Annotated in this window: 23 protein-coding genes and 1 pseudogene; 23 read left to right on the top strand and 1 reads right to left on the bottom strand. The window is 42.3% G+C overall.

Features of this window, described 5'->3' with window-relative positions:
• Positions 1-63 precede the first annotated feature (63 nt).
• The 14 genes from ACN6KS_RS17265 to ACN6KS_RS17200 all read left to right on the top strand — a co-directional run bounded on the left by ACN6KS_RS17265 (position 64) and on the right by ACN6KS_RS17200 (position 16,291).
• On the top strand, positions 64-2,175 hold the full coding sequence (locus ACN6KS_RS17265; RefSeq protein ID WP_440960132.1) for a glycoside hydrolase family 52 protein: 2,112 nt from the start codon (positions 64-66) through the stop codon (positions 2,173-2,175).
• 162 nt (positions 2,176-2,337) lie between these two features.
• On the top strand, positions 2,338-4,119 hold the full coding sequence (locus tag ACN6KS_RS17260) for a methyl-accepting chemotaxis protein (RefSeq protein WP_094878549.1): 1,782 nt from the start codon (positions 2,338-2,340) through the stop codon (positions 4,117-4,119).
• A 186-nt stretch (positions 4,120-4,305) separates the two neighbouring features.
• Complete coding sequence (locus ACN6KS_RS17255) at positions 4,306-5,160, top strand: AraC family transcriptional regulator (protein WP_179281755.1); 855 nt, start codon at positions 4,306-4,308, stop codon at positions 5,158-5,160.
• Between the two features lie 138 nt (positions 5,161-5,298).
• Positions 5,299-6,183: a DUF6923 family protein gene (locus ACN6KS_RS17250; RefSeq protein WP_440960131.1), complete on the top strand. Its 885-nt coding sequence runs from the start codon at positions 5,299-5,301 to the stop codon at positions 6,181-6,183.
• Positions 6,184-6,216: 33 nt separating this feature from the next.
• Entirely contained in the window at positions 6,217-7,596 is a 1,380-nt protein-coding gene (locus tag ACN6KS_RS17245; RefSeq protein ID WP_440960130.1) for an ABC transporter substrate-binding protein, read from the top strand.
• A 103-nt stretch (positions 7,597-7,699) separates the two neighbouring features.
• Positions 7,700-8,590: a carbohydrate ABC transporter permease gene (locus ACN6KS_RS17240; protein WP_094874263.1), complete on the top strand. Its 891-nt coding sequence runs from the start codon at positions 7,700-7,702 to the stop codon at positions 8,588-8,590.
• A 12-nt stretch (positions 8,591-8,602) separates the two neighbouring features.
• Positions 8,603-9,511, top strand: coding sequence for a carbohydrate ABC transporter permease (locus ACN6KS_RS17235; protein ID WP_440960129.1), 909 nt, complete (start codon positions 8,603-8,605; stop codon positions 9,509-9,511).
• A 12-nt stretch (positions 9,512-9,523) separates the two neighbouring features.
• Complete coding sequence (locus tag ACN6KS_RS17230) at positions 9,524-10,384, top strand: metallophosphoesterase family protein (RefSeq protein WP_440960128.1); 861 nt, start codon at positions 9,524-9,526, stop codon at positions 10,382-10,384.
• Positions 10,381-11,583, top strand: coding sequence for a Gfo/Idh/MocA family protein (locus ACN6KS_RS17225; protein ID WP_440960127.1), 1,203 nt, complete (start codon positions 10,381-10,383; stop codon positions 11,581-11,583). The genes ACN6KS_RS17230 and ACN6KS_RS17225 overlap by 4 nt, the downstream gene beginning before the upstream one ends.
• A 2-nt stretch (positions 11,584-11,585) precedes the next feature.
• The gene (locus ACN6KS_RS17220; RefSeq protein ID WP_094874261.1) at positions 11,586-12,101 is read left to right on the top strand and encodes a GNAT family N-acetyltransferase; all 516 of its coding nucleotides are present in this window, start codon (positions 11,586-11,588) and stop codon (positions 12,099-12,101) included.
• A 161-nt stretch (positions 12,102-12,262) separates the two neighbouring features.
• Complete coding sequence (locus ACN6KS_RS17215; RefSeq protein WP_280789033.1) at positions 12,263-13,291, top strand: ROK family transcriptional regulator; 1,029 nt, start codon at positions 12,263-12,265, stop codon at positions 13,289-13,291.
• A gap of 20 nt (positions 13,292-13,311) precedes the next feature.
• A complete protein-coding gene (locus ACN6KS_RS17210) occupies positions 13,312-14,514 on the top strand; it encodes an MFS transporter (protein ID WP_280789034.1) in 1,203 nt (400 codons plus the stop codon).
• A 65-nt stretch (positions 14,515-14,579) separates the two neighbouring features.
• Positions 14,580-15,671, top strand: a complete 1,092-nt coding sequence (locus ACN6KS_RS17205) for a glycosyltransferase family 2 protein (RefSeq protein ID WP_094868805.1) — start codon at positions 14,580-14,582, stop codon at positions 15,669-15,671.
• On the top strand, positions 15,671-16,291 hold the full coding sequence (locus ACN6KS_RS17200; RefSeq protein WP_280789036.1) for a glycerol-3-phosphate acyltransferase: 621 nt from the start codon (positions 15,671-15,673) through the stop codon (positions 16,289-16,291). Before ACN6KS_RS17205 ends, ACN6KS_RS17200 begins: the two co-directional genes overlap by 1 nt.
• Before the next feature lie 95 nt (positions 16,292-16,386).
• On the opposite strand, the gene ACN6KS_RS17195 is transcribed toward ACN6KS_RS17200, so the two are convergent.
• Positions 16,387-17,895, bottom strand: coding sequence for an MFS transporter (locus ACN6KS_RS17195; RefSeq protein ID WP_440960126.1), 1,509 nt, complete (start codon positions 17,893-17,895; stop codon positions 16,387-16,389).
• A 114-nt stretch (positions 17,896-18,009) separates the two neighbouring features.
• Here ACN6KS_RS17195 and ACN6KS_RS17190 point away from each other — a divergent pair, with 114 nt between their 5' ends.
• The 9 genes and pseudogenes from ACN6KS_RS17190 (at position 18,010) to ACN6KS_RS17150 (ending at position 25,515) form a co-directional block, all read left to right on the top strand.
• A complete protein-coding gene (locus ACN6KS_RS17190) occupies positions 18,010-18,825 on the top strand; it encodes a MerR family transcriptional regulator (protein ID WP_440960125.1) in 816 nt (271 codons plus the stop codon).
• A 478-nt stretch (positions 18,826-19,303) separates the two neighbouring features.
• Positions 19,304-20,131 (top strand): helix-turn-helix transcriptional regulator, encoded by an 828-nt coding sequence (locus tag ACN6KS_RS17185; protein ID WP_280789038.1) that lies wholly within the window; start codon positions 19,304-19,306, stop codon positions 20,129-20,131.
• A gap of 86 nt (positions 20,132-20,217) precedes the next feature.
• Positions 20,218-21,201, top strand: coding sequence for an ABC transporter substrate-binding protein (locus tag ACN6KS_RS17180; protein ID WP_094868810.1), 984 nt, complete (start codon positions 20,218-20,220; stop codon positions 21,199-21,201).
• 29 nt (positions 21,202-21,230) lie between these two features.
• Complete coding sequence (locus ACN6KS_RS17175) at positions 21,231-21,596, top strand: cupin domain-containing protein (protein ID WP_440962413.1); 366 nt, start codon at positions 21,231-21,233, stop codon at positions 21,594-21,596.
• Positions 21,597-21,757: 161 nt separating this feature from the next.
• Positions 21,758-22,180, top strand: coding sequence for an SRPBCC family protein (locus tag ACN6KS_RS17170; protein WP_440960124.1), 423 nt, complete (start codon positions 21,758-21,760; stop codon positions 22,178-22,180).
• A 1-nt stretch (position 22,181) separates the two neighbouring features.
• Positions 22,182-22,514, top strand: coding sequence for an ArsR/SmtB family transcription factor (locus tag ACN6KS_RS17165; RefSeq protein WP_042128608.1), 333 nt, complete (start codon positions 22,182-22,184; stop codon positions 22,512-22,514).
• A gap of 172 nt (positions 22,515-22,686) precedes the next feature.
• Positions 22,687-23,718 (top strand): ATP-binding cassette domain-containing protein, encoded by a 1,032-nt coding sequence (locus ACN6KS_RS17160; protein ID WP_094868812.1) that lies wholly within the window; start codon positions 22,687-22,689, stop codon positions 23,716-23,718.
• Complete coding sequence (locus ACN6KS_RS17155) at positions 23,715-24,530, top strand: ABC transporter permease (protein ID WP_094868813.1); 816 nt, start codon at positions 23,715-23,717, stop codon at positions 24,528-24,530. The genes ACN6KS_RS17160 and ACN6KS_RS17155 overlap by 4 nt, the downstream gene beginning before the upstream one ends.
• A gap of 267 nt (positions 24,531-24,797) precedes the next feature.
• A pseudogene (locus ACN6KS_RS17150) lies at positions 24,798-25,515 on the top strand (SDR family NAD(P)-dependent oxidoreductase).
• The last annotated feature ends 227 nt before the right edge of the window (positions 25,516-25,742 follow it).

Genomic DNA, 25,742 nt, shown 5'->3' with positions numbered 1-25,742 from the left:
TCGATAACATGGATATATAGCCCGGAGCTATCCGGGATCATGTTGGAGGGAGTGCATTTATTTATGGCACATAATAAATTCTTTAATGCTCATCATTCACCGATCGGTGCATTTGCGAGTTTTACTTTAGGATTTAAAGGAGCTAGTGGTGGTTTCGATTTGGAGATGGCCAAACCTCCTAGACAGAATATATTCATAGGATTAGAACGCACTGATGGGAAAGGGTATGACACACTGCCATTTCACGAGATGGGCGGAGATGACGAGAGCAAACGCTACGATATCGAGAATCCGGACCCCAATCCAGATAAGGAAAATATTCTGTTCCCTTTTCAAGAAGGTGAGATTTCTAGAGATTTTCAAGTAGCTACAGATAGCTGGAGTGCGGGGGATCTGTCCTTCCGAATTCTTTCGCCTGTTCGATCAGTGCCCGATCCTGAAACTGCGTCCGTGGAAGATTTGAAGGAAGTACTGCTGCCAGCAGTGCTGGTTGAGCTCGAAGTGGACAACACTGCATCAGCCGCTTCACGCCGTGCGTTCTTTGGTTTTCAGGGAACAGATGTGTATAGCGGAATGAGAAGACTGGATGATGTATCGACTGAAATTACAGGGGTTGGACAAGGAAGATTTATTGCGATTGCTGCCGAGAAAGGAACTGCAAAGTCCGCACTTCATTTCACGATGGAGGATATTCTAAGTGAGGAGCTACAGGAGAATTGGACCTTTGGACTGGGCCGCGTGGGCGCTTTGATCATGGATGTTCCAGCCGGAGAAAAAGAAACGTACCGGTTTGCGATTTGTTTTCACCGTTCGGGTTATGTTACCTCTGGTATGGATGCTTCCTATTACTATAATCGCTATTTTAACAATGTTGAGGCAGTAGCCGAATATGCATTAGCTAAATTCGATGTTCTTAAACAAGCAGCGGAGAAAGCTAACCAGATGTTTAATCATACAAACCTATCTGAAGATCAAACCTTTATGCTAGCGCATGCGATTCGTAGTTATTATGGTTCCACACAATTACTGGATAATAAGAATAAGCCATTCTGGATCGTCAACGAAGGCGAATACCGGATGATGAATACGTTTGATCTGACCGTGGATCAGTTATTCTACGAGCTGCGTCTGAATCCTTGGACGGTTCGTAATGAGCTGGATATGTTCGTAGAAAGATTCAGCTATGAAGATACGGTGCGTTTCCCTGGAGATGATACAGAGTATCCTGGTGGAATTAGCTTCACACATGATATGGGTGTAGCCAATGTAGTTTCACGTCCAAGCTATTCCTCTTATGAGTTATATGGCATTGATGGCTGCTTCTCTCATATGACACATGAACAATTGGTAAACTGGGTGCTGAGTGCGGCAACTTATCTTGAGCACACGGGTGATCGGAGCTGGATGGAACGTAATCTGAGTATCTTGGAGAAGTGCTTGGATAGTATGTTAAATCGGGATCATCCAGATCCTGAGCACAGAAACGGTGTTATGGCGCTAGATAGCTCACGTACGATGGGTGGAGCAGAGATTACTACCTATGACAGTCTGGATGTCTCTTTAGGTCAGGCGCGCAACAATATTTACTTGGCAGGAAAATGCTGGGCCGCTTACTTAGCTATGGAGAAAATATTTGCAGCGTATGATCGTGTGGAGCTGTCCAAAACAGCAGGGGTTCAAGCAGAGAAATGTGCCGCAACGATGGTGGCAAGCGTTACAGCAGATGGATATATCCCGGCTGTGATTGGAGAAGGTAATGACTCCAAGATCATTCCAGCTATTGAGGGTCTTGTATTTCCGTACTATACGGGTTGTAAGGAAGCTCTTGATCGCAATGGACGGTTCGCCGCATATATCGGTGCACTCGACAAGCATCTTCATGCGGTGTTGAAGCCGGGCATTTGTTTATTTGATGACGGTGGTTGGAAAATCTCATCTACCAGCAATAACAGCTGGCTTAGCAAAATCTATCTCTCGCAGTTCATCGCCCGCAATATTCTGGGACTGGAATGGGATGAACGCGGAGCGGCATCAGATCGCGCTCACGCGGCATGGCTTACCCATCCAGAATTATCGATCTTCAGCTGGAGTGATCAAATTATTTCCGGGGAGATTACGGGCAGTAAATATTATCCCCGTGGAGTAACAGCGATATTGTGGTTGGATGAGAAGTAGGGAATTAGAGTTTCATTGAATAAATGGCAAACGGACCCCTTAATAGGGGAGCGTTTGCTTTTTTTTATTAAATTATGAATTTCTTTTTTTGATTTATATTCCCAAAACTAGTACTATAGTATTAATTTGTAATTAATTCTAATAGGATGCGGAGCGGTGTATATGGTAAAAGTTACACGTACAAGGATGCGACTAACAATTCGGAAAAAACTGCTCATGATGTCACTTACGCTACTAATTCTTCCCATCGGAATATTAGGAGCAGTTATTTATCAGATTTCAGTCAAAGAAACGAATCAGCTTATTGAGAGTAAATTGAGTTCAAGTGTAAACCTGGCTGTCGCCTTAATTGAGAATTTGGAAATCTCCGTCCAATCGGGTCAGTTGACTGAAGTGGAAGCACAGGAGCAAGTACGGACCTTACTACTTGGGAACAAAAATGAGGATGGTACTCGGCCCATTAATCAATCAATTGATTTGGGTCCAAACGGCTACTTCTTTATATTAGATAACAAAGGGGAACTGCTTGCTCATCCCAAACTTGAGGGAGACAATATTTGGGATAAACAAACCTCTAACGGTACTTTTTACATACAGGATTTGATTAAAGCAGCACAGAACGGTGGTGGAGCTACTTACTATAAATGGCCGCTACCTAAATCGGATGGTACTGGAAACGCAGTAGGAGAAGAAGCGTTGAAAATATCTTATGCTAAATTATCACCCTCTTGGGGCTGGGTCGTAGCAGCAGGCTCTTATATGCAGGACTATAATACCGGTCAACAAACTATACTAAAGGGAATTATTACTACATTGATTGTATGCGTTGTCATCGGAATCGCCGTAATATACATATTTGCACAACATATTTCAAGACCGATTGTACGCATAGCCCGTGAAGCTGAACGGATCGCTCAAGGGGATCTAAGCGGTAAAGCATTGACTGTAAGCAATCGGGATGAGATCGGACAGCTCGGTATCAGCTTCAATCAATTATCGGGTAACATTCGTCAGTTAGTTGGGAATTTAACCATAAGCTCGGAGTTATTAGCTTCTTCCTCCAAACAGTTGTCTTCAACGTTAGGTGAGACCACAGCGGCACTTGTTCAGACTTCATCCTCAATGACTGAAGTGGCGAACAATAGTGAGAAACAAGCTACCTCAACACAAGAGACTTCACAGTCGATGGAGGAGATGGTAAAAGAGATTCAGCGAGTAGCCGAAGCCTCTACACATGCCTATCAGCTGTCCATGCAAACACTGGAAGAGGCTGATAAAGGAAATAGCCTTATCATTAATTCTTCTGAGCAAATGAATGCAGTAAGTAATACGGTTGATGATTTAGGGATCACCGTTACTAGTTTAAATGAGCAGTCTCAACAAATAGGCACCATTGTCAGCACCATTAAAGGAATATCTGAGCAAACGAACTTGCTGGCGCTTAATGCGGCAATTGAAGCTGCTAGATCAGGAGAGCAAGGCAGGGGATTTGCAGTGGTAGCCAGTGAAGTTCGTAAGCTGGCAGGACAAACAAGTGAAGCGGCTGAGCAGGTTTCAGTTATGGTTGAAGAAATTATTGCGAGTATTGGCCATGCCCATCATTCGATGAGTAAAGGTCAAAATGAGGTAGCAGCAGGGGTTCAAGCGATTGATGATACGGGTAAAGCATTTGAACGCATTTTTCAGGCCACCCGCACCATCGTAGATCAGGTGGAGCAATCCTCGACCGCCGCACAACAGATGTACACGGGCTCCGAACAAATATCTGCTGCAGTGATGGAGGTCGAGCAGGTTTCATTGCACTCAGCTTCGGCTGCACAGACTGTATCTGCTGCCGTAGAGGAGCAGCTTGCTTCTATGGAGGAAATTGCCGCATCTGCTCGCAAACTACAAGAGGGCTCGAATGAGATGCGTGCTTTAGTAAATCAGTTTAAATTGGAATAGATGTTCATACTTAGAGTTACAGAAATAAAATATGTAAAATATTTAAGAGGGGGATTAACCCCTCTTTTTTGCTGTTCTGACGTAAATAACCTTTTGAATACTAAGAGGAAATTAATATAGCTTTTACAGCTCATTGACGCGGAGCGTATACTGGCTTGCTATATTGAAGGGAAAAGGGGGATGAATATGAAAGAAATGGAAGAATCGTCCTTTGCAGCTACTCAGCCTGTCCTTGCAAGTGATACTTTTGGTTGGGATAAGCTTCAGGTTTCGCAATGGTATAGCCCGCAGCAAGCTTTCACTCCATCCTCGGAGTCAAAATATTTAATAGGCATTCACTGCACCGCATACTACGAAAATTACTACACTATTCATATTACCCCATGTAATGAGAGCCTTCTTTGCCCTTGGGGCAGAACCTCGCTCTATTTTTTGAAAATAGAAATTACGCCAGCGGTCCTCGAAGAGATTGCTCGTGAATCTGGTTATCTGAAGGAAGGCCATATCCAGTTGGACCGCAAATTTCATGTCAAGGATTCCAAGCTACTGCAATTAGGGCTTTGGATGCTGGAGGAATTGCAGAATGGCGGTGCCAAAGGGAAAATATATAGCGACTCTTTATCCAATATGTTAATTATTCACTTGTTACAACACTATTCTTCAGTGATTCCCCAGCATTCGAACCGAAAAACGCCAGCCAATCAAGAAATATTTCAGGTCATTCAATTTATGCGTGAGCGTTTAGAAGATGAAATTCAACTGACTGATCTCGCTGGCATGGCTAATATGAGCCAGTCGCATTTTATTCGGATTTTCAAACAACAGACAGGATATACACCCCATAATTATTTAATTCGCCTGAGAATCGAACGCTCTAAATTTCTTATTCGTTCCGGAAAAATTGGTTTGAAGGAAATTGCATCTCAGGTTGGTTTTGCCGATCAAGGACATTTTACTAGATTATTCAAACGAGAAACCGGCCTAACCCCAAAGCTGTATGCGAATCAAAGCTCCTCCAAACCTAATCATATGATTTATTAATTTTATTATTGCAAATGAGAGTTTTGTTCAAGGAAAGAAGTATTTTGTTCAATTAGAGAGCTGTTGCCAGCTCCTATAATAAGGTTGAAGTAAGGCGTACAAATGCCGAACTACAACCTTATTAGGAGGAGAGAAAACATGAGATTAAAGAGATTATTCAGTCTGATTTTCGCGGGGGTACTTACGACCAGTTCTTTATCTTTAGTAGCATCTGCCACACCAGTCGGACCGGATAACCTAGTAAGCACAGAGGTGGAAATCAGTGCAGAGTCAACTTCAGCTACAACTGCTGGAACTTGGCATGAAGTATCTAAGCAAACTTTCTGGTTACTTGATGCCTTGGAACGTGGACAAGGGGTGGCTACAGACGGGAATTCATGGATCTTTAATTCCTCGTATGGGCTCTTACGGACTGGGCTGGATGGCAAAACCGTAAAAGCACGAAATGAATTGGCTATTCCGCTGGAGATTGCCTCCCAAGGTGGAGACCATATCGGTGATATTTCCTACTATAACGGTAAAATATACGCTCCTATTGAAGACGGCAAAAACTATCAGCATCCTTACATCGCTCTCTATGATGTGAACACTTTGAAATATACGGGGACATCCTATGCTTTACCATTGAATCTGCATATTGGCGGTGTGCCTTGGGTAGCTGTTGATGCCGCTCGCGGTCAGGTCTACACAGCTCAGTGGTCTAATGCTAGCGTCTTGAATGTACTAAGTCTTGATGATATGCATGTGATCACAACCGTTCCACTTTCCCAAAGTATTGATCGAATTCAAGGTGCCGAAGTGTACAACGGTGTTCTGTATGCCTCTACGGATAACGCAACCCAAACGGTTTATCAGATTGATCCGGAGACTGGAAACGTATCTGTTGCCTTTGATCGCAATCTGCCAAGTGGTACTGAAGCCCAAGGAATTGCTGTATTGCCTACCGCTGATGGTGCACAGCTCCATATTCTTGATGTAGGCTCGAATCGCATTAGTGTGAACTTTCGCCATTACGCATTTTAATTTAAATCCAAGCGAAAAAAGGGGTTAACAGAAATGCTAAAGCAAACCAAAACTATTCTAACACTACTATCCGTTTCTATGCTGGCAGTTGCGGGCTGCGGACAATCTAATAACAGTACGGCTGAAGCCAAAGAAAATAAAAATATTACTCAGGCAACAGCCATCGCTGCAACTTCAGAATCTACAGAGACTCCAGCCGCTGCTAAGCCGGTGGAGATTACCTTTTATTATCCGGTCAACGTGGGTGGCCCTCTCACTAAAGTAATTGATGGGATGGCAAGCACCTTCATGGAGCAGCATCCGGAGATTAAGGTGAATCCCGTGTACACAGGTAATTACGGTGACAATACCGTGAAAATTCAAGCGGGTGTGCAGGCCAAACAGCCACCTGATGTCGCGGTCATGATGTCAACAGAGCTTTACAGCATGCTCGATATGAATGCAATCATTCCGCTCGATGATTTTATTTCGAAGGACACGGATATTCAGATGGCTGATTTTTATCCCGCCTTTGTAGAGGATACACAGTCTGAAGGTAAAACGTACAGTCTGCCTTTTCAGCGGAGTACGATTGTTATGTATTACAACAAAGAAATGTTCAAAGCCGCAGGACTTGATCCAGAGAAACCACCCACTACATGGGATGAGCTTGTAACTTATGCTAAGAAGCTGAACCAAGACGGTCATACGGGGCTGGAAATTCCGGGAAATGATGATTCGTATTGGATGTTTCAAATGCTTGCACGACAAAATGCTACTGATCCGAAGCAAAACATAATGTCTTCCGACGGCAAAAAAGCGATGTTCGATACGCCAGAGAATGTGGAGGCATTACAATTTTGGTTAGATTTGTCCCATAAATATAAGGCAATGCCGGAAGGTGTTATTGATTGGGCAACCGTTCCAACGGATTTCATTCAAGGTAAAACAGCCATGATGATGCATACAAGCGGCAACTTAACCAACGTAAAAAATAATGCGAAATTCGAATTTGGTGTAGCGTTCCCTCCCGCACAAAAGCAATTTGGATCACCGACTGGTGGCGGTAACCTGTATATTTTCAAGGACACCTCTCCTGAAAAACAAGCGGCTGCTTGGGAATTCGCCAAATACATGACAGCTTCAGAACAAGCTGCCCTCTTTAGCAGCTCATCCGGTTATGTGGGCGTAAGAAAATCTGCCTACGATACAGATGCTATGAAGAAGTATACGGCAGATTTCCCGCAAGCATTGGTAGCGAGAGATCAATTGGAATATGCGTTCCGGGAATTGTCCACTCATAATCATGGTAAAGTATCGACGGCAATTACGAACCAGATTCAAGCGGCATTGGCCGGAGAAATTGATGCAGCAGGTGCACTTAAAAAAGCTCAAGCAGAAGCAGATCAGGCACTGGCTCCCTTCAATAAGTAAGCTTTGAGGTATGGAATACGCCAGGACGGCTGGATAGCTTGTTCTGGCGTCATTACTGTATTCATTAATCGTAGAAACCTTAATCATGGAAGGATTGAATGGTATGAATGCCGGATGGAGTGAGAGGCTTAGAAGAAACGGATTCGGCTGGGGACTTGTGTTGCCTTCGCTGCTCTTTCTTTGCTTGTTTACTTATTACCCTATGTTTAAATCGTTCTGGCTTAGCTTTTATGAGAAAAATTTGGCGACTCCTGAGCCTTTGTTCGTCGGTTTTGACAATTACGCTAATCTATTGCACGACAATGTCTTTATGAAAGTGTTCAGTAACAATATATGGTTCGCCATTGGCACAGTACCCACTTCATTGGCTTTGGCTTTCTTGATGGCACTATTTGCCGACAAGGCGATAAAAGGGCGGGGACTGGCACGTCTTTCATTTTTCTATCCGAATATGATCCCGATGATCGCTGTGGCGAACATCTGGTTGTTTCTGTATACCCCTCATTTTGGGCTCTTTGCCAGACTGGCTTCATGGATCGCGGATCAGCCTGTGAATTTGCTGGGAACACCTGATACGGTGATGGGCGCATTAGTTGTCATGATGATTTGGAAAGAGGCCGGATATTTCATGATTTTTTATTTAGCAGGAATGCAGCAGATTCCCAAGGATTTATATGAAGCGGCTGCAGTAAGCGGAGTCGGTACATTCAATTCCATCCGCAGAATAACAATTCCGCTCACGATGCCGACTACGTTGTTCGTGGCTGTTGTGGCGATCACGAATTCGTTTAAGCTGGTAGACCATCTCTGGATTATGACAAAGGGTGGTCCGAATAATTCTAGTAATCTGCTGCTTTACTATATCTACGAGTCGACCTTTAATTTCTATGATCAAGGGATGGCCGCATCGATGACGGTGGTCATGATCGTGCTGCTGCTCCTGATTTCCTCTTTGCAGTTTTTTGGCTGGGATCGGAAAATTCATTATGAATAGGAGGTGGAATCCATGGAGGATAATCCACTAAAGCTGCCATTAGCTTTAAGGCAGAATACACGTAAAGCTTTAGAAGAGGAGCGTACGCTGAGCTCCGAAAGGACGAAGCGCCGAATCGTGCAGACACTGTGGCATTTGATTGGATTTGCTTTTTCGGGGATATGGATCATTCCCTTCCTATGGGTGGTAAGAACGGCTTTTTTACCCAAAGATGTTGCTATTGATTCGGGATGGTCTTGGGGCTTCACGTTTGAGAATTTGATTCATGTATGGAATGGGGCGCCTTTTGGACGATTTTTAATGAATACATTGCTTGTGTGCGGTGTTGTGCTTGTGGTTCAGCTGGTTACGATGACAATGGCTGCATATGCGTTCGCACGGGTACGTTTCTTCGGAAAAGATCTGTTATTCATGTTATTTTTGGTGCAAATAATGGTGCCGCCGGATGTGCTTATCTTTTCCAATTATCAGGTATTGAATGAATTGGGCTTGCTGGATACAAAGCTGGGGATTATGCTACCTTACTTTGCCACCTCCTTTGGAGTGTTTCTATTAAGGCAATCCTTCAAGCAATTACCCTATGAGCTGGATGAAGCTGCCCGGGTAGAGGGCGCCTCACGCCTGCATATTCTTTCTAGAATCTATGTCCCACTGTCACGCCCGATTTATGTGTCCTTTGCGATCGTGTCGGTTAGCTTTCATTGGAATGATTTCTTGTGGCCTCTCATTGTAACCAATTCGGAGGAGAATCGCTTATTAACCGTAGGTTTGGCTATGTTCGCAAAAGCCACGGAATCTGGTGCACAGTGGTCCGACGTTTGTGCGGCTACATTGATTGTGTCGGCACCCTTAATGATTGGATTTTTATTGTTCCAGCGGCAGGTGATAGGTAGTTTTATGAGCTCTGGCATTAAAGGTTAGGAGGAGGCATTTATGAGACTGGCAATTATTGGGGACTTACATTATCCGGACGAATTGTTAAACAACAAGGTTATGATTAAAGAGGCACGAGATGCTTTTTACGAGCAATTTATGAATCTATTCTTGTCCATCCCGGCCGATTATCATATTTCCGTGGGAGATATGGTGCATGCAGGAGAATTTAGCGAATTTAATTATATTATGGGTAAGATTAAGGACAGCAAGCATTCCAGGTGTTTTCTACATGTTCTTGGCAATCATGATACGTACACTTATCCTAAGGAAGAAATCCTTTCAGTCACTCGGCAGCAGCGATACAGTGTTATCGAAGAGACGAATGCGATCATTATTTTGCTGGATACGGCACGGGAAAATCGTGACGATTGGAGCGGAACACTTGACGATGAACAGCTAGCATGGCTCGAAGCACAAATGAAGCGTAAATCGGAAAAGCCTTTATTCGTCTTTGGTCATCATCCCTTGTATAATACGACGGCTAGATCCACTGAGCCAATGATGTCACTGGATCCCAGCTTGGACATTTGGCCGATATTGAAGCAATGGCAAGGTGTGGGTTTCTATTTCAACGGCCATAATCATGTTCATTCTATCGTCAGAAAAGAAAACTGGAATTTCATTCAAACGGCCTCTATCCTGGATATTCCTGCTGCTCGAATCCTTACTGTGCTCGAAGATGAAATCAGGTTAGAGATGGTGAATCTGGCAAGCGAGCAATTGAGTAAATGGTCTTCCTTATTTACCTTCAGTATTTTTGATTATGAAAAATATCCCCAGGCTGAAGGGGAGACAAGAGATCAGGAGCTAATCATCAACCGACTTCAAATGGATAGAAAGCAGGTGGACCAGCAATGAATCGTCAGCCAGTAAGATTAGCGATCGTAGGTGGAAATCGCGGAGCCAGTTTTATGAATGCACTGTACTCTCTATCGGATCGGATACATCTAACCGCCACTTGTGACTTGAATGAGTGGGTGCTTAACCAATGGAAAGAGAAGTTCCCAGGAATCCGAACGTATCGGGATTATCATGAAATGTTAAAAGATTCGGCGATAGATGCGGTGTTTATCTTAAGCCCCATGCATCTGCATGCCAGACAATCTATTGATGCATTAAAAGCGGGTAAGCATGTCCTAAGCGAAGTGATTTCGATTCAATCTTTAGAGGAAGCTTGGGAGCTTATCGAAACTGTTGAACAAACTGGACTTAAATATATGATGTCTGAAAATTACTGCTTCTCGCGCTCAAATCTGACGATTAAACATATGGCGGATCAAGGCATGTTCGGTGAAATTACTTATCTTGAAGGCGGCTATATCCATGATTTACGTCATTTGACGCATCATCCGGATGGTTCTCTGACCTGGAGAGGGCAATTACATCAGCAGTATAACGGGATCAATTATCCGACACATTCTATTGGTCCAGTTGCGCAGTGGATTAACCTTAATAAGCCTGAGGGTGATCGATTAAAAAGCGTCTCGTCTTTTGTTTCCAAATCTAGATCCTTACAATATTATTTCGGAGAGCATTATGGAAAAGATCACCCGGCAGCGCGGGAGGGATTCTGGCGGCAAGGGGATAGTGCGGTTGCAGTCATTCAAACGGAAAAGGGTGTACTGATTGAACTGCGTGTAGACTGGTCCTCCGTTAGACCGCATAATAAAACTCATTATTTACTGCAGGGAACTGAGGGAGCGTATATTACGGGCCGCCATCAGTACGAAGAGGATTTGATCTGGTTCAAGAATCTCTCGCCCAAAAATATAGCAGATGGAGAAGAAATGTGGGAGCCTTTAAGCAGTTATCAACCGCTCTATGATCACCCAACATGGATGAAATGGGGCGAATATGCCGCTGGGACGAAACATGGCGGAGGCGATTTTATGGTGCTTGAGGAATTCATTTCAGCGATTCAGGAGGATCGAACCCCATCGGTGGATGTATATGACGCTGTGACTTGGAGCTCTGTGTTTACATTGTCTATGGAATCTGTAGAGACTGGTGGAAAAGCCATAGCCTTTCCTGATTTTAGAGCGAAGGTGAGGAATTGACGGTGGATCAGGCCCTTTCCAAACTTGTAATGAAAAAAGAAAGGCTGACAGACTTACCTGTTTTTCACTGTCCTTCAGGGTATCGAATCCGCCATTTCGAGCCAGATGATGAACGGAACTGGGAGGAGCTGATACGCCATTCTTTTACTAGGGAAGTTAAATTTGCTCATAAAATCAGTGATTATGTACCCTTGTATTCGGATCGCTTGTTGTTCATTTGCCGCGGGGATCAACCTGTAGCTACTGCTACGGCCTGGGAGTCGGGGAATGAGGACAATAAGAACTGGTACATGCATATGGTTGGAGTGCTTCCAGAATATTCTGGTAAAGGTCTCGGTTATGCTGTGAGTCTAGCTGTCTTGCACAAAATAAGAGATTCAGGGGGAACGGCGGCATGTTTAGAAACCGATGATTTCAGACTTCCCGCCATCCGCATTTATTTGAAATTAGGATTTCAGCCGGTGTACTTGGATGAAAGCCATCCCGGAAGATGGGAACGAATCCTGCAAAGGCTTTGAATTTATTGATGAATAGGGGGGCTTATGCCCCCTTATTCTTGTTGGAGCTTCAGGAGGGAATCATCCAAAAATTATGTTGTCGTTAAGAAGTATTCCTGCTATAGTCATACTGACTTATTAAATGCATTTAATAAGTCAGTATGACTATAGGTGGGAGAGCCATGGCAAGTGATAAAAGACTTCCTTCACAGCAACTCAAATCCGAAATTATTCGAAATATTCGAACAGCATTATTAGAATTAGGAAGGGCTACGAAGGCGGAGTTAAGTCAAAGATTACAATACAGTTTTCCAACGATCAGTAAATTTCTAATGCAGATGGAAGAGACTGGGGAAGTGACGATCATTGGCCTTGATGAGTCTAGTGGCGGAAGAAGGGCTATAAGATACGCCTATAATCCGAATTATCGATTAGGGATAGCTATTTTTTTGGAAAAAAATGAAACAAACTATACGATCTATAATTGCATTGGCGATGTTGTAAAAGAAGGGAATTTACCTAGTATTCTTGAGGAAGACGTTAGTACACTGGTCTCGCTTATCGAAGGTGAAAAAAAGGCTAATCCTAAGATTCAATCCGTCGCTATTGGTGTTCCAGGTGCGGTGAGTTATGGGAAGATTTTTCTAATTCCAGGCTATCCGAAATATCAAAGTCTAGATTTGAAAACATATATAGAAGACCATCTCGCTATCCCGACTATTGTGGAAAATGATATGAATGCCGCTGTAATCGGTTATATGATGCAGAGAAATTTGAAGGAGAAGATTTCTCTGATGTATCTGTATTTAGGGAAAAATGGACCAGGGGCAGGGATAGCCGTTAATGGTGAAATCGTTCGAGGAAAGACGTTTTTTTCAGGTGAAGTTCAATATTTGCCCCAGTATGATAATAGAAATTTTATAGAGGCATTAACTGGAGAAAAAGGTGGTTTAGCGATGCAGTCAGAGCATAGAGTAGATGCGATTAGTCGGTTAGTGGCTACCAGCACCTCTATTTTGAATCCCCATTATATTATTTTTTGTGAGGATGAAGTAGCTCCAGCTATGCTAAATCAAATCGCTGAGCGAAGTGCTACATACGTTCCCAAAGAACATCTTCCAGAGTTAGCGGTAAGCAACTTAAAACGTGATTATCTGAATGGATTACAAAGTCTTGGATTAGGTTTATTGGTTTCACAACAAATAGATTAGAACCATTAAGGAGATAAACGATGGCAACTTTTTTTCTTATTATTATTTATTTAGCTTTTATTAGTTTAGGCTTGCCGGACTCATTGCTAGGATCTGCATGGCCGGTAATGAGAATAGACCTAAATGCCTCATTAGGTACTGCTGGAATCCTTTCGATGGTTATTGCTGTAGGCACCATTGTCTCCAGTTTGATGAGTGGTACTATCCTTAAACGTTTTGGTACGGGAAAAGTGACCCTTGTAAGCTGTATTATGACGGCTGTAGCTTTATTTGGTTTTGCTTGGTCACCTTCGTTAGTATGGCTAATTGTTGCTGCGATTCCACTCGGTTTAGGTGCGGGATCTGTAGATGCCGGATTAAACAGTTATGTTGCTACACACTATAAAGCCCATCATATGAGTTGGTTACATTGTTTCTGGGGAGTTGGCGCGACGCTGGGTCCGATTATTATGGGTTCTTTTATCTCTGGTGAAGGTCTATGGCGTGAAGGTTATCTTACGGTTGCTTATATTCAATTGAGCTTAGTTGTTATACTATTCGTTACGTTGCCTTTGTGGAAAAGAGTGGCTGGGAACAATAGCAACTCGAATGCGGATAGTGATCACGAGTTCAATGATCCGGAGCTTGAGCATATCGCAGAGAACACAAAACCTTGGAAATTAAGAGGGGTAAAGCTTGCGATGTTAACCTTCTTATTTTATTCTGCCATAGAAACAAGTATGGGGTTATGGGGGAGTAGTTTTCTTGTGAATATCAAAGATATCCCTGCATCGACTGCAGCGACATGGGTATCGTTTTTTTACCTGGGAATTACTTTTGGTAGAATGGTTACGGGTTTCATTACTTTTAGAATGAGTAATAAAAAGTTAATTCGCTATGGTCAGCTTATTGCTTTAATCGGTACAGTACTGCTAGTACTACCGCTTCCAACTATAGTTTCGCTAGTAGGATTTATGATTATAGGTCTGGGATTAGCGCCTATCTTTCCATGTATGCTGCATGAAACTCCTGTACGATTCGGGAAGAAGCATGCCCAGTCGATTATGGGCTTTCAGATGGCAACGGCTTATACCGGTACCACGCTAGTGCCGCCATTTATCGGTTTACTGGCTTCTAATTTTACATTAGGGATCTTCCCTGTGATGATCGTTATTTTCGCTATCGTTATGCTCTTATGTACAGAAATGCTTAATCAATACTCCACTAAAGTTAATGTAGGTTAAATTTGAAATGAATATATTACGGACTAACCCTTCATATATATAGATGTAGAAGGGGGGGAACCGTAATGTGGTTGTTAATGGTTATAGGCATTGGATGTCTCTCCGGTTTTATTTTGTTCAGAAAAAATACCTTGACCACTTATTACGAGCCTATTCAAGGACCGGAGAAATTGTCCATCATCATTCCCGCAAGGAATGAAGAATATAATTTGCGTTATCTGCTCGATTCACTTCAGTCTCAGACCCTTACACCCTATGAAATTATTGTGGTAGATGACTTCTCAGAGGATCGGACGAAAGAAATTGCCGAAAGCTATGGGGTTAAGGTGATTGCGAACAGCAGTCTCCCTGAGGGGTGGACGGGTAAGAGCTGGGCCGTATGGAATGGATATTTACAGGCCTCGGGTGATATTTTTGCTTTTTTGGATGCGGATATCCGATTAAAGCCGAATGCCTTGGCTTCATTATTAAAAGCAAGGGAGCTATCGAAAGGTGTCATTTCGGTAGTTCCTTTTCATCATACAGAAAAGCTGTTTGAGAAGCTCGCCCTAATCATGAATATGCTGGGGATTTTCACGTTCACCTCGGTTTTTGAAAGGAATAACGCCAAAAAAGGGCTGTACGGCTCGTGTATTCTAGCATTAAGGAAAGATTATGAAAAAGTTAATGGTCATCAAAGCATAAGATCTGAAGTGCTGGATGATTTGTCATTAGGAGAACAATTTATTGCGGCAGGTGTTCCAATCACCAATTATATCGGTTATGGCTTAGTATCGTTTCGCATGTATCCGAAAGGAATCAAAAGTGAAATTGAAGGGTTCAGTAAAGGGGCTGTCTTAAGCACTTCAACGATAAGTCTGCGGACAATTATTCCAATTGCGCTTTGGGTGATCGGACTCGTTATTTCAGAAACCGTGTTTATTTTTGCGAATACTTCATGGTTTATGCCGTTATTGATCGGATATCTCCTTTATATGTTCCAGCTCTTTTATTTTATAAAATATGTAGGTGTATTTGGCATTGTCATACCTGTATTTCACGTGGTGGCAACTGTTTTCTTTATCTTGATCATGCTTTATTCGATATATCAGGTCGTTTTCCTGAAGCATGTAAGCTGGAAAGGAAGGCATATCCAGGTGGGAGGCCGTAAGGACTAATGATCATATTGTGGGTCACGGGTTTATTTTTGGCGGGATCTCTTATGTTTTCCTATTGGCTTGGTCTAGCGCGTAAAAAGAACCTGAAAGACATTGGCGATGGTAATCCGGGGGCTTTGAATCTATGGAAGTCGTCAGGCTATAAATTCGGAATTTTGGGGATTATATTGGATTTTTTAAAAGGGTATCTACCTCTTCTATGGGTAATGGGGAGTCATTATAGTCAGGGGTATTTCATTATTCCGTTAGCCTTAGCGCCTATTGCGGGTCATGCCTTCTCTCCCTTTCTTAAAGGAAAAGGTGGGAAGGCAATTGCCGTAACCTTTGGAGTATGGAGTGCATTAACAGGATTCAAAGCTTCTTTAGCGCTAGCAGTCATTTTAGCAGTGCTGAAAATGCGCAGCAGTTGGATTAAAAGCAGAGGGAATTCACCTGTCTCGGACGGTGTGCAAGTGGTTAGCGGAATGCTGCTTCTCTCCGTTTTTTTGTACATTAGTAATTGGTCTGCTCCTATCTTATGGGTATGGTTTGGGAGCTTTGTGATCCTTGTGTATACGCACAGGTTAGAATTGGCAGTGTGGGTGAGGAAGTATTCATCAAGGAAACGAAAAGGAACATAATATAGGCTTGGTATAAACGAGGGTGTCCCGGCAGCTAGCGCATAGCTGTTGAGACACCCTTGTTTGGTGAAGCAGTAGCATCCTCTTTTCAAAAATCAGTGTTCTAGGATTGAGGATTTATGTTTTGACACAGCACGGATAATAAACGCAGAAGCTAAAAGAAGGATAGTGGCAGTGGCAAGGACAACAATAAACGACTTATCAAAAGCTGATTGTGCAGCTTCAACGAGCGCGGATCCAGCGGCAGTAGGCATATTTTCTGCGGCTAGAAGAGCTTCGTCAAGGCTGTCGCGAACGATCGGTGGGACTGTTAGTCCATCAGGGAGAACTAATGATGCTGTATAGATGAATGACGAAAGACTGCCCAGAAGTGTAATACTTAAGGCGCTGCCAAGTTCGAACGATACTTCCTCTATAGATGCGGCCATGCCAGCTTTTTCGACGGGGACATTTAGCATGATTGAATTTGAGGCGGCAGTCATGGCTCCCCCAAGACCTGCACCCAGAATCATTAAGGCTGCGAATTGTAACAACATATTCCCATCATGGAAGAGCAGAAGGGTGCCCATTCCTATACCTGATACTAACAAACAGACCCACTGTACTTTTACTTTGTCCACACGATGTAATACTAATCCGATGAGTATCCCTGAGATGAAGGACGCTATCGAAGCGAATACAACGTACAATCCCGCTTCCAATGGTGTATATCCAAGAACAAGCTGGAGTCGTTGAGTCACGATCAATTCCATTCCAATAAGTGCAAAACACGACAATAGAGCTGTAGCCACTCCTGTAGAAAAGTGGGAGTCTCTAAACAGTGCAAAATCTATTAATGGATTCTGGCTCTTACGTTGATGGCGCATAAATATGATCATAGCTACGACACCAATCACGGCAGATAACACAGCGATGGCAATTGAACCTTCACGTCTGCTGATCTCCTTAACTGCATAAACAAGGGCAACCAGACCAATCATAATTTGAACAGAACCAATGAAATCCCATTTTTTATTCTTATTTCCTTTAAGATTTGGGATTAGTAAGATGGCTAAGATCAGTGCAAGAATAACTATGGGAATATTGATGAGGAACACCGATCCCCACCAGAAATGTTCCAGTAAAAAACCACCAACGAGTGGACCCATTCCTGCTCCTACAGAGGAGACAGATGCCCAAATACCTACGGCTAGTGAACGCTCACGCTCGTCCGAAAAGGTAGTTCGAATAATGGAGAGTGTTGCGGGCATCATCATGGCTGCACCAATAGCAAGTAGGGTACGCGCAGCAATAAGTACGAGTGGTGTCGGCGCGTAGGCAGCGATTAATGAAGCCAACCCAAAGATAGTAAGTCCCATAACGAAGAGTTTTTTATGCCCAAGACGATCGCCTAGTGTGCCTAGACCAAGTGATAATCCTGCCATTACGAGTGGATAAATATTTACGATCCATAGTTTTTCCGATGCAGAAGCAGCAAGATCATGCGTAAGTCGTGGTAGAACCGAATAAAGTACGGTCATGTCGATGACGATCATAAAGAGTGCGCTGGACACAATCGCCAGCACGATCCAGCGTTGGAATTTAGATAGATTTGGTGAAAACATGGGTAATCCTCCTAAGATGATAGTAGCGAATAACGTTGCCTTGACAAGGTAATGGTGTTCCGTTATTGTACTTTGAGGTATAGGGTAACCCGATAGTCAAGAGGGGTGATTTGAATGTCTATTGATTATGATCAATACTTTACGACGAGCGAGTTCGCAAAGGTATGTGGGGTAACGAAGCATACGTTATTCCATTATGATGACATTGGTATATTAAAACCGGATATCGTGAAGGAAAACGGATATCGTTATTATTCCTATAAGCAGTTTTATACCTTCGATATTATTGCCGTATTAAAAGGGACGGGAACGCCGTTAAATGAGATCAAAGAATATATAAAAGATCAAAACACATTGCATTTTTTATCCATGCTTCAGCAAAAACAGCTGAAGTTGGTTGATGAACAAAGAAAGTTAGAGCGCATGCAGAGGCTTTTGCAAGGAGCTATAGATAATACGAATCGTGCGCTCCATGTTAATTGTGGAGAACCTTGGGTTGAGGCATGTGATGAAGAGTATTTTATTGCGGTTAGACTCTCGAAGGAGAAGGGTGAGAAGGATCATGTTCGAAAAGTATATCGAATCTTCGATTATTGCGATGAACATCATCTTGAATATGACTTTCCGATAGGTTCGATTATTTGTAAAAGCAGTTTGGAAGAGGGCGACTATGACCCGGATTATTATTGTAATAAAATCAATGATAAACATAACGGCGAGTTACTCTATATCAAGCCAAAGGGTAAATATTTGATCATGAATCACAAGGGATCTTACGAGAGCTTACCTGCCTCCTATGAGAAGCTAAAGTCTTATATTGCAGAAAATAATTTCACCCTAACTGGAGACGCTTATGAATATGAATTACTTAGTTATTTAGCGGTTGGGGATCCAGATAAGTATGTCATTCAAATTGCGGTACAAATTTAAGTGAACTCTGCAAGGATCTTAATTTGATCACTCCCAGTTCAGAGCATTGGAGTGACTTTTAAATTGGTATTCAAACTGAAACGCTTGGCTTCCAAGCGTTTTTTTGTTTTTTTTTGGTGATTAAAGGAAATTCAGAAGGAAGTGGCAGATGCGGCATTGTTATTGTCTATATTGGTTGACAATGATAATCATTATTATTACTGTGTAAACAGGCATGAATCCTTATGCTCACCTTACCGTATTCCAGCGACAGCTTTTTAATTGATTCCGAGGTTACAGAGCCCAGTTAAACGAAAAGAACTGGACTATGGTGGCTTTCTCGGCACTAATGTCTCTGAAACGGGTGGGGGTTTATACATGGCATATTATAATGGGGAGCTATCGGATATCTGGAACAGCAGTTTATTGAAACGTAAGTACAACGAATGATTAATCTTAGGATTACCGAACGAACTACTATTGAAATGAGGTATGCATTGTGAAGATAGACGTTAATCAGTTAGCAGAGCATTTTGCACACACTCCTTTCCAAGTAGAAGGAGTATATCGATATGCTGAAAATCCTGGTGTGCCTTACGCTGAATATACAGATTCTTTTCCTGGATTTGTGTTTCCACTTACAGGAAAGATTAAATTTAAATTTAATGGCACGCCTTATATCTTTTCGCCAGGAAAAGTGGTGCATGGGGGGGCAAAAATGAAACTTGATCAAAAAATGTTAGTTAGAGGCAATTGGGAATATATTCTTGTTCAATATCGGATATGTAACTCAGAAGTAAAAGAGTCAAGCTTTTCTCATCAGCATTTTGAATTATTAACAGGTCAATCTCCTCGTCTTGTTGAATTAATTATGCGTCTTTGGCAGGTGTATAATCAGCGTGGAGGCATATCGATGTTTCAGACTGAAATGCTGTTTCGCGAAGTGCTGAATGAGACCTTATTATGTGTTATTAATAGGGAGGATAGCTGTGAATCACATACTTTATTCGAGCGGGTATCTAATTATATTCATCAAAACTATTATCAAAGTCTTACAATAGCTTCGCTTTCAGAACAAAATAACGTTAATCGAAATCGACTATCTTACGTTTTTAGAACGCATGCCGGTATGGGACCCGCAGAATATTTATTAAAATATCGTATAAATATAGCACGAAAAATGCTATTTACTAGTGATGCACCTGTACAACAAATTGCGCAAACGGTTGGAATGGCTGACCCCTTTTATTTTAGTAGAGTGTTCAAAAAACAATGTGGTATTTCTCCTACCGAATATCGAGAGAAGTTCATCAATAATCCATGGTAAATTCAACCTGCATCCATTCTAATCAAAAACCTACTTCACTATAATAATGGTTAAGCAAAGAAACCAATATGTTGGAGGAATTTCGTATGAAAAAGATTAGAGGACTGCTAGTCGCAATACTATTATTAGCAGGTATACTAGCGGGTTGTACTGAAACACCTGCTGAAAATAAAGAATCAACTAAAGAAGGCGTATCTTCAACAGCAGTTAATGTAGATGCAGCTGATTGGCCAAGAACATTTAAGGATGCCTTAGGTAAAGAAATCGTTATCGAGAAAAAACCGGAAAAAATAGCCTCTTTATGGTATTTTTATCCTGAAATTTTAGTTGCATTAGGTGAGCCACCTGCTGCAACTACTGAAAAAGAGTATCTATCTTCTTTATCTTATTTAAAAGGAAAGCTGGATTCAGCTGAAGAATTAGGAGATAAAGTGTCTCCTAGCATTGAGAAAATTCTATCTATTAATCCTGATTATATTTTAGCAACAGAGCATCATGAAGCAGTATATGATTCACTAAATAAAATTGCACCAGTCATTACATTAAAATACAAGGACATCTATGAAGATTGGCAATATGGACTCCGCACAGTAGCCAAGATTATTGGCAAAGAAGACGAAGCGGAAAAAGTAATTGATAACATGATGAAAGATATTACAACTGGGCGTGAAGCATTAAAGTCGATGGAAAGAGAGACAGTAGCGCTTATATTGTCTTGGGATGGAAAAACTTTTAATGTTCTAGGTGAAGGCAATCCGGTCTATAAACTTGCGTTTGATAAAGAAAAGGGACTGGGGCTTACACCGGATAATACATATACAGGTAATAATAATGAATTTACTTCGTTTGAAGGCATATCAACTGTTCAAGCAGACCATATTTTCCTTATAGGTGATATTACAAAAAAGGAGGAATTAATGAATAACTTAAAACAAAGTAATGTGTGGAATGCTATGAATGCCGTAAAGAAAGGCAATGTCTATTTAATGGATAATTCCGCTATTACCGGTGGCCCATTAGCTATTAAATACGCTTTACAAAATATATTATCCGCCTTGCTTAAGCTCTAATAAATTCAGGAAAATAAGGAGTGATTACTATCCACTATCAAGCTATTAATCTAAAAGATAAGTTATCTAAATTTAACGACCTTTGGTCTCCGAAAGTCATTGGTGAAATGAATGACTATCAATTCAAACTTATTAAGATCACTGGGGACTTTGAATGGCATAGTCATCCAGATACCGATAAGGTATTTTTCACCCTTGAAGGGGAGATGATCATTGATTTCCGTGATGGTCAGGTTAAAATTTTCGAAGGTGAGATGTTTGTTCTTCCAAAGGGAGTCGAGATGAAGCCTTCCGCCGAAAAGGAATGCCATATCATGTTAGTGGAGCCTAGAAGCTTAGTAAACACTGGCGGTACTGAGTCCGAATTAACTGCAGCCAATGATACTTGGATCTAGTGTTTGTTACTAGTACTCTATTAACTTTAAACGTATTTATAATGAAACGCTTTCCTCCGCTATTCCCTTAAGGTTTCTGCAAATTGACATAACACCAAATGGTGTTATAATAAAAATGAAACCAGAAGGTGTTACATTAAAATGAATCTTGGAGGAAATTTATGCCGACTCAAGGACCACTACAAGATATTCGTCAAACCATTACACTCAATGCGCCCATTGAAAAAGTATGGAAAGCTGTTTCCACTGCTGAAGGAATAGCTGCCTGGTGGATGCCAAGTACATTCGAACCAGTGGTAGGCCATGAGTTTATTCTACATGCTGGACAATTCGGGGATTCCCCTTGTAAAGTTACAGAGATTGATGAGCCGAACCGTGTCGGTTTTAATTGGGGGAAGGATTGGCATCTTGCTTTTGAATTGAAGGAAATTGATGGGAAGACGGAGTTCACCGTGATTCACTCTGGATGGGACCCAGAAAAGGTAACTGAATTTGGTCAACCGCATCCAATCGTTCGTGGCTTTATGAATGGCGGCTGGGAGAATATCGTCCAAGAAAAACTTCCTGCTTATATCGAGGCTTAAGATGCCAGTCGCTGAATCTGGACATGATGTATTTCAAGCGATAGCAGATCCTACCCGCCGCAGTCTGCTAAAGCTGCTTGCTAATAAGGAAATGTCCATAGCATCCATCTCGGACTGCTACCCGATCAGCCGAACCGCTGTTAACAAGCATTTACAAGTATTGTCCGATGCACAGCTTGTTAGCAGTCAGAAAGTCGGTCGGGAGACTAGGTACAAGCTTCAGCCAGAGCCTCTACTGGAGCTTCAAGATTGGCTTACCTTTTTTGAACAATACTGGGCTAATAAACTGTTTGCGCTTAAAGAATATGTTGAAGCAGATCATAACAATGAATGATAAACCGAGAGGCGTGAGATCGCGCTTCTCGGTTTTTTTGATGCATAGAAGAATCAGATATAATGAAAATAAATAAATGGATAAGTTTAACTCAGTTTAAACCTTCGTTTAAATTCAGTTTATAAATGGCGTTTATCATCACAATATAATCTGAAACGTTGGAGGAATTACAATGGTGCATGTACAGAACAAGATCATTTCACCAGACGATCATGAGTGGGCCGTCGAAGCGCGTGGACTGGTCAAAACCTTTGGTGACAATCGCGCGGTGGATGGCGTGAATTTGAACGTGAAAGCAGGTACGATCTATGGCGTACTTGGTCCGAATGGGGCGGGAAAGACTACCGTTATTCGGATGCTGGCAACCTTACTTCGTCCTGATGCAGGCACTGGGCGAATCTTCGGGCATGATGTGGTGAAGGAGTCGCAGATTGTTAGGCAATTAATTGGTGTGACAGGACAATACGCCTCAGTTGATGAGTCATTAAGTGCTACAGAGAATCTTATTATCTTCTCTCGGCTATTAGGGCTTGGACGCGCAGAGTCGCGAAAAAAAGCAACAGAATTACTGGAAGAGTTTGGTCTGACTGAGGCGGCTAAACGGCCTCTTCGAAATTTCTCTGGCGGTATGCGTCGCCGTCTGGATTTGGCAGCTAGCCTAATTGCACAACCACCTTTAATTTTCCTTGATGAACCAACTACAGGGCTTGATCCTCGCACTCGTTCACAGATGTGGGATACCATTCGTCGATTGGTGAATACGGGATCAACGGTTCTTCTGACTACACAGTACCTTGAAGAAGCAGATCAATTGGCTGATCGGATCGCAGTTATCGATCGTGGGCAAGTCGTTGCAGAGGGGACGGCGGATGATTTGAAAGCGTCTGTGGGTACCACATCACTACACCTGAAGGTTCAACATCTAAAAGATATTGAACTAGCTCGCCAGCGTGTGGAACATGTACTCCAAATTCAGTCCGTGGTATCGTACGAAACCGGGAAAATAACGGCACCGATGGCGGACGCTGATTTAGTTACAGACCTACTTATTGCACTTCGTGAGGAAGGTATTCACTTGGCTGAGATGAGTGTGCAGAAACCGACACTTGATGAAGTATTCCTAACAATTACTGGTCATGGTGCTACGGATGAAACGTCAACAGCGTCCCAAGAGTCAAATGTTAAGGAGGCAGCAAGAGTATGAGAACCACTACAATAAATTCGGGTGTTAACCGCCCATTGAAAAACCATACGAGTTTTCGGCAATCTGTACGCAACTCATTAACGATGGCTTATCGTGGGATACTGAAAATTCGACGTACCCCTGAGCAATTGTTCGACGTTACACTTCAGCCAATTATTTTCACGCTAATGTTTACCTATATCTTTGGAGGGGCTATATCTGGTGACGTGGTAAGTTATTTGCCTGTTATTATCCCTGGTATTCTTGTGCAGACCGTAATCACTACCTCCATCGTTACTGGCGTCCAATTACGTGAGGACATGGATAAAGGCGTGTTCGACCGATTCAAGTCACTGCCAATTGCTCGTATAGCTCCGTTAGCGGGAGCTTTGTTGGCGGACACGATTAGATACACGATTGCTACTGTGCTTACATTTACCATGGGCTACATTATGGGTTACCGTCCTGATGGTGGACTGGAACATGTCGCATTCGCTGCGCTTCTTGTTATTGTTTGTGCTTGGTCGATTAGCTGGATTTTCGCTTTCTTCGGTGTGATTGCACGGACTGCTTCTAGTGTGCAGGGGATATCAATGATTGTGTTGTTCCCACTTACGTTTCTATCTAATGCCTTCGTGCCTGTCGATACGCTGCCTAACTGGCTACAATGGTTTGTTAAAGTCAATCCAATCTCACACCTCGTTTCTGCAGTACGACAACTTACTAACTTTGGAACCGTAGGTTGGGATTTCGCGATCTCTTTGATTGGAGCAGCTGTCATCGTCGCAATATTTGCACCTATTACGGTACGTGCTTATATGCGCCGGACATAATATGAAATAAAAAAACGGCAGAAATGCCGTTTTTTTTAATTATCGCTTCTAAAGAACGTATGAATTAAATTGGATACTGATCTATCACAATGTTTTTGCAGTTTCTTCATTTTGAATATGTCCCCCAAAATGCAGATGAATGACGCCATCAATGACGCCCACACCAGGTTCACAACAAGGAGGATGGATTATTCCATGCTACTACTTCTTTATGTCTTTCGATGGTACTATGATATAAAAATAGATGTAAATAGAAAGGGCGACAGTATGAGAAGCTATCTAATTTTGGGGGCAAGTAAAGGTTTGGGAGATGCATTTGTGAAAGGTTTACCTGAGTATGGTGATCGAGTGTGGATCGTCTCCAGAAGCAGACCGGGCAGTCTGGATCTTAATGATGGTATACAGCGGATATGGATTGCAGCAGATCTATCGCAGCCAGATGCCGCACAAGTCTTATCAAAAGGCATCCAAGCGGAGAAGATTGATGTTCTAGTTTATAACGTGGGCATTTGGGAGAAGGAAGGTTTTGAGGATCACTATACTTTTGACAAGGATGAAGCAACTGATATTGCTAACATTATTAATGTGAATATAACTTCAACAAACCTGCATACAGGCTGTAATACCTAATCTTCGCCAATCGGAAGCAGGAAAAATTATTCTGATTGGCTCCACAGCAGGACTGGATCATACCAATAACGCCCAGGTTTCATTTGTAGCTTCGAAGTTCGGTCTGCGTGGCATTACACATGCATTGCGTGAGCATGTTCGTAAGGATGGCATTGCAGTAACTTGTGTGAATCCAGGTGAACTGGCAGCAGAAATTCCTTATGAGGATGGCGCAGAAAAAGCGATTGCAGAATATAACGGCACAAGAATTCCTGTTCAGGACATTGTCTCCATTGTGAAATGTATCATTAACCTCTCTAGCGCTTCCTGCGTCAAGGAAATTCATATTCCAGCAATGGCGGATTTAAATGCATAATAAATCTCATATATCCGTTAAGATTTCATTAAGATTTAATACGAAGATAAAACATATAATTGGATTATAGAATAGGTGATCAAAAATTTAACTTGCTAGTTTTTTAAAAGAATTCCAGAGAGCAAAGCAGTAAATAGATAAGGCTGTCTACCAGTAGAATCATACTAGTAAACGGCCTATTTCTGTTGGAATTTAATAGAGAGTCGGGTGTTTTTTTAAAAAAGAAG

Source organism: Paenibacillus nitricinens (assembly GCF_052056485.1).
In the GTDB taxonomy this organism is placed as follows: domain Bacteria; phylum Bacillota; class Bacilli; order Paenibacillales; family Paenibacillaceae; genus Paenibacillus_AQ; species Paenibacillus_AQ nitricinens.
This window is presented reverse-complemented; position numbering and strand designations above follow the sequence as displayed.

Coding starts and splice junctions, on each gene's coding strand:
- ACN6KS_RS17265 (WP_440960132.1), top strand. CDS start 64: ATGGCACATAATAAATTCTTTAATGCTCATCATTCACCGATCGGTGCA.
- ACN6KS_RS17260 (WP_094878549.1), top strand. CDS start 2,338: ATGGTAAAAGTTACACGTACAAGGATGCGACTAACAATTCGGAAAAAA.
- ACN6KS_RS17255 (WP_179281755.1), top strand. CDS start 4,306: ATGAAAGAAATGGAAGAATCGTCCTTTGCAGCTACTCAGCCTGTCCTT.
- ACN6KS_RS17250 (WP_440960131.1), top strand. CDS start 5,299: ATGAGATTAAAGAGATTATTCAGTCTGATTTTCGCGGGGGTACTTACG.
- ACN6KS_RS17245 (WP_440960130.1), top strand. CDS start 6,217: ATGCTAAAGCAAACCAAAACTATTCTAACACTACTATCCGTTTCTATG.
- ACN6KS_RS17240 (WP_094874263.1), top strand. CDS start 7,700: ATGAATGCCGGATGGAGTGAGAGGCTTAGAAGAAACGGATTCGGCTGG.
- ACN6KS_RS17235 (WP_440960129.1), top strand. CDS start 8,603: ATGGAGGATAATCCACTAAAGCTGCCATTAGCTTTAAGGCAGAATACA.
- ACN6KS_RS17230 (WP_440960128.1), top strand. CDS start 9,524: ATGAGACTGGCAATTATTGGGGACTTACATTATCCGGACGAATTGTTA.
- ACN6KS_RS17225 (WP_440960127.1), top strand. CDS start 10,381: ATGAATCGTCAGCCAGTAAGATTAGCGATCGTAGGTGGAAATCGCGGA.
- ACN6KS_RS17215 (WP_280789033.1), top strand. CDS start 12,263: ATGGCAAGTGATAAAAGACTTCCTTCACAGCAACTCAAATCCGAAATT.
- ACN6KS_RS17210 (WP_280789034.1), top strand. CDS start 13,312: ATGGCAACTTTTTTTCTTATTATTATTTATTTAGCTTTTATTAGTTTA.
- ACN6KS_RS17205 (WP_094868805.1), top strand. CDS start 14,580: ATGTGGTTGTTAATGGTTATAGGCATTGGATGTCTCTCCGGTTTTATT.
- ACN6KS_RS17200 (WP_280789036.1), top strand. CDS start 15,671: ATGATCATATTGTGGGTCACGGGTTTATTTTTGGCGGGATCTCTTATG.
- ACN6KS_RS17195 (WP_440960126.1), bottom strand. CDS start 17,895: ATGTTTTCACCAAATCTATCTAAATTCCAACGCTGGATCGTGCTGGCG.
- ACN6KS_RS17190 (WP_440960125.1), top strand. CDS start 18,010: ATGTCTATTGATTATGATCAATACTTTACGACGAGCGAGTTCGCAAAG.
- ACN6KS_RS17180 (WP_094868810.1), top strand. CDS start 20,218: ATGAAAAAGATTAGAGGACTGCTAGTCGCAATACTATTATTAGCAGGT.
- ACN6KS_RS17170 (WP_440960124.1), top strand. CDS start 21,758: ATGCCGACTCAAGGACCACTACAAGATATTCGTCAAACCATTACACTC.
- ACN6KS_RS17165 (WP_042128608.1), top strand. CDS start 22,182: ATGCCAGTCGCTGAATCTGGACATGATGTATTTCAAGCGATAGCAGAT.
- ACN6KS_RS17160 (WP_094868812.1), top strand. CDS start 22,687: ATGGTGCATGTACAGAACAAGATCATTTCACCAGACGATCATGAGTGG.
- ACN6KS_RS17155 (WP_094868813.1), top strand. CDS start 23,715: ATGAGAACCACTACAATAAATTCGGGTGTTAACCGCCCATTGAAAAAC.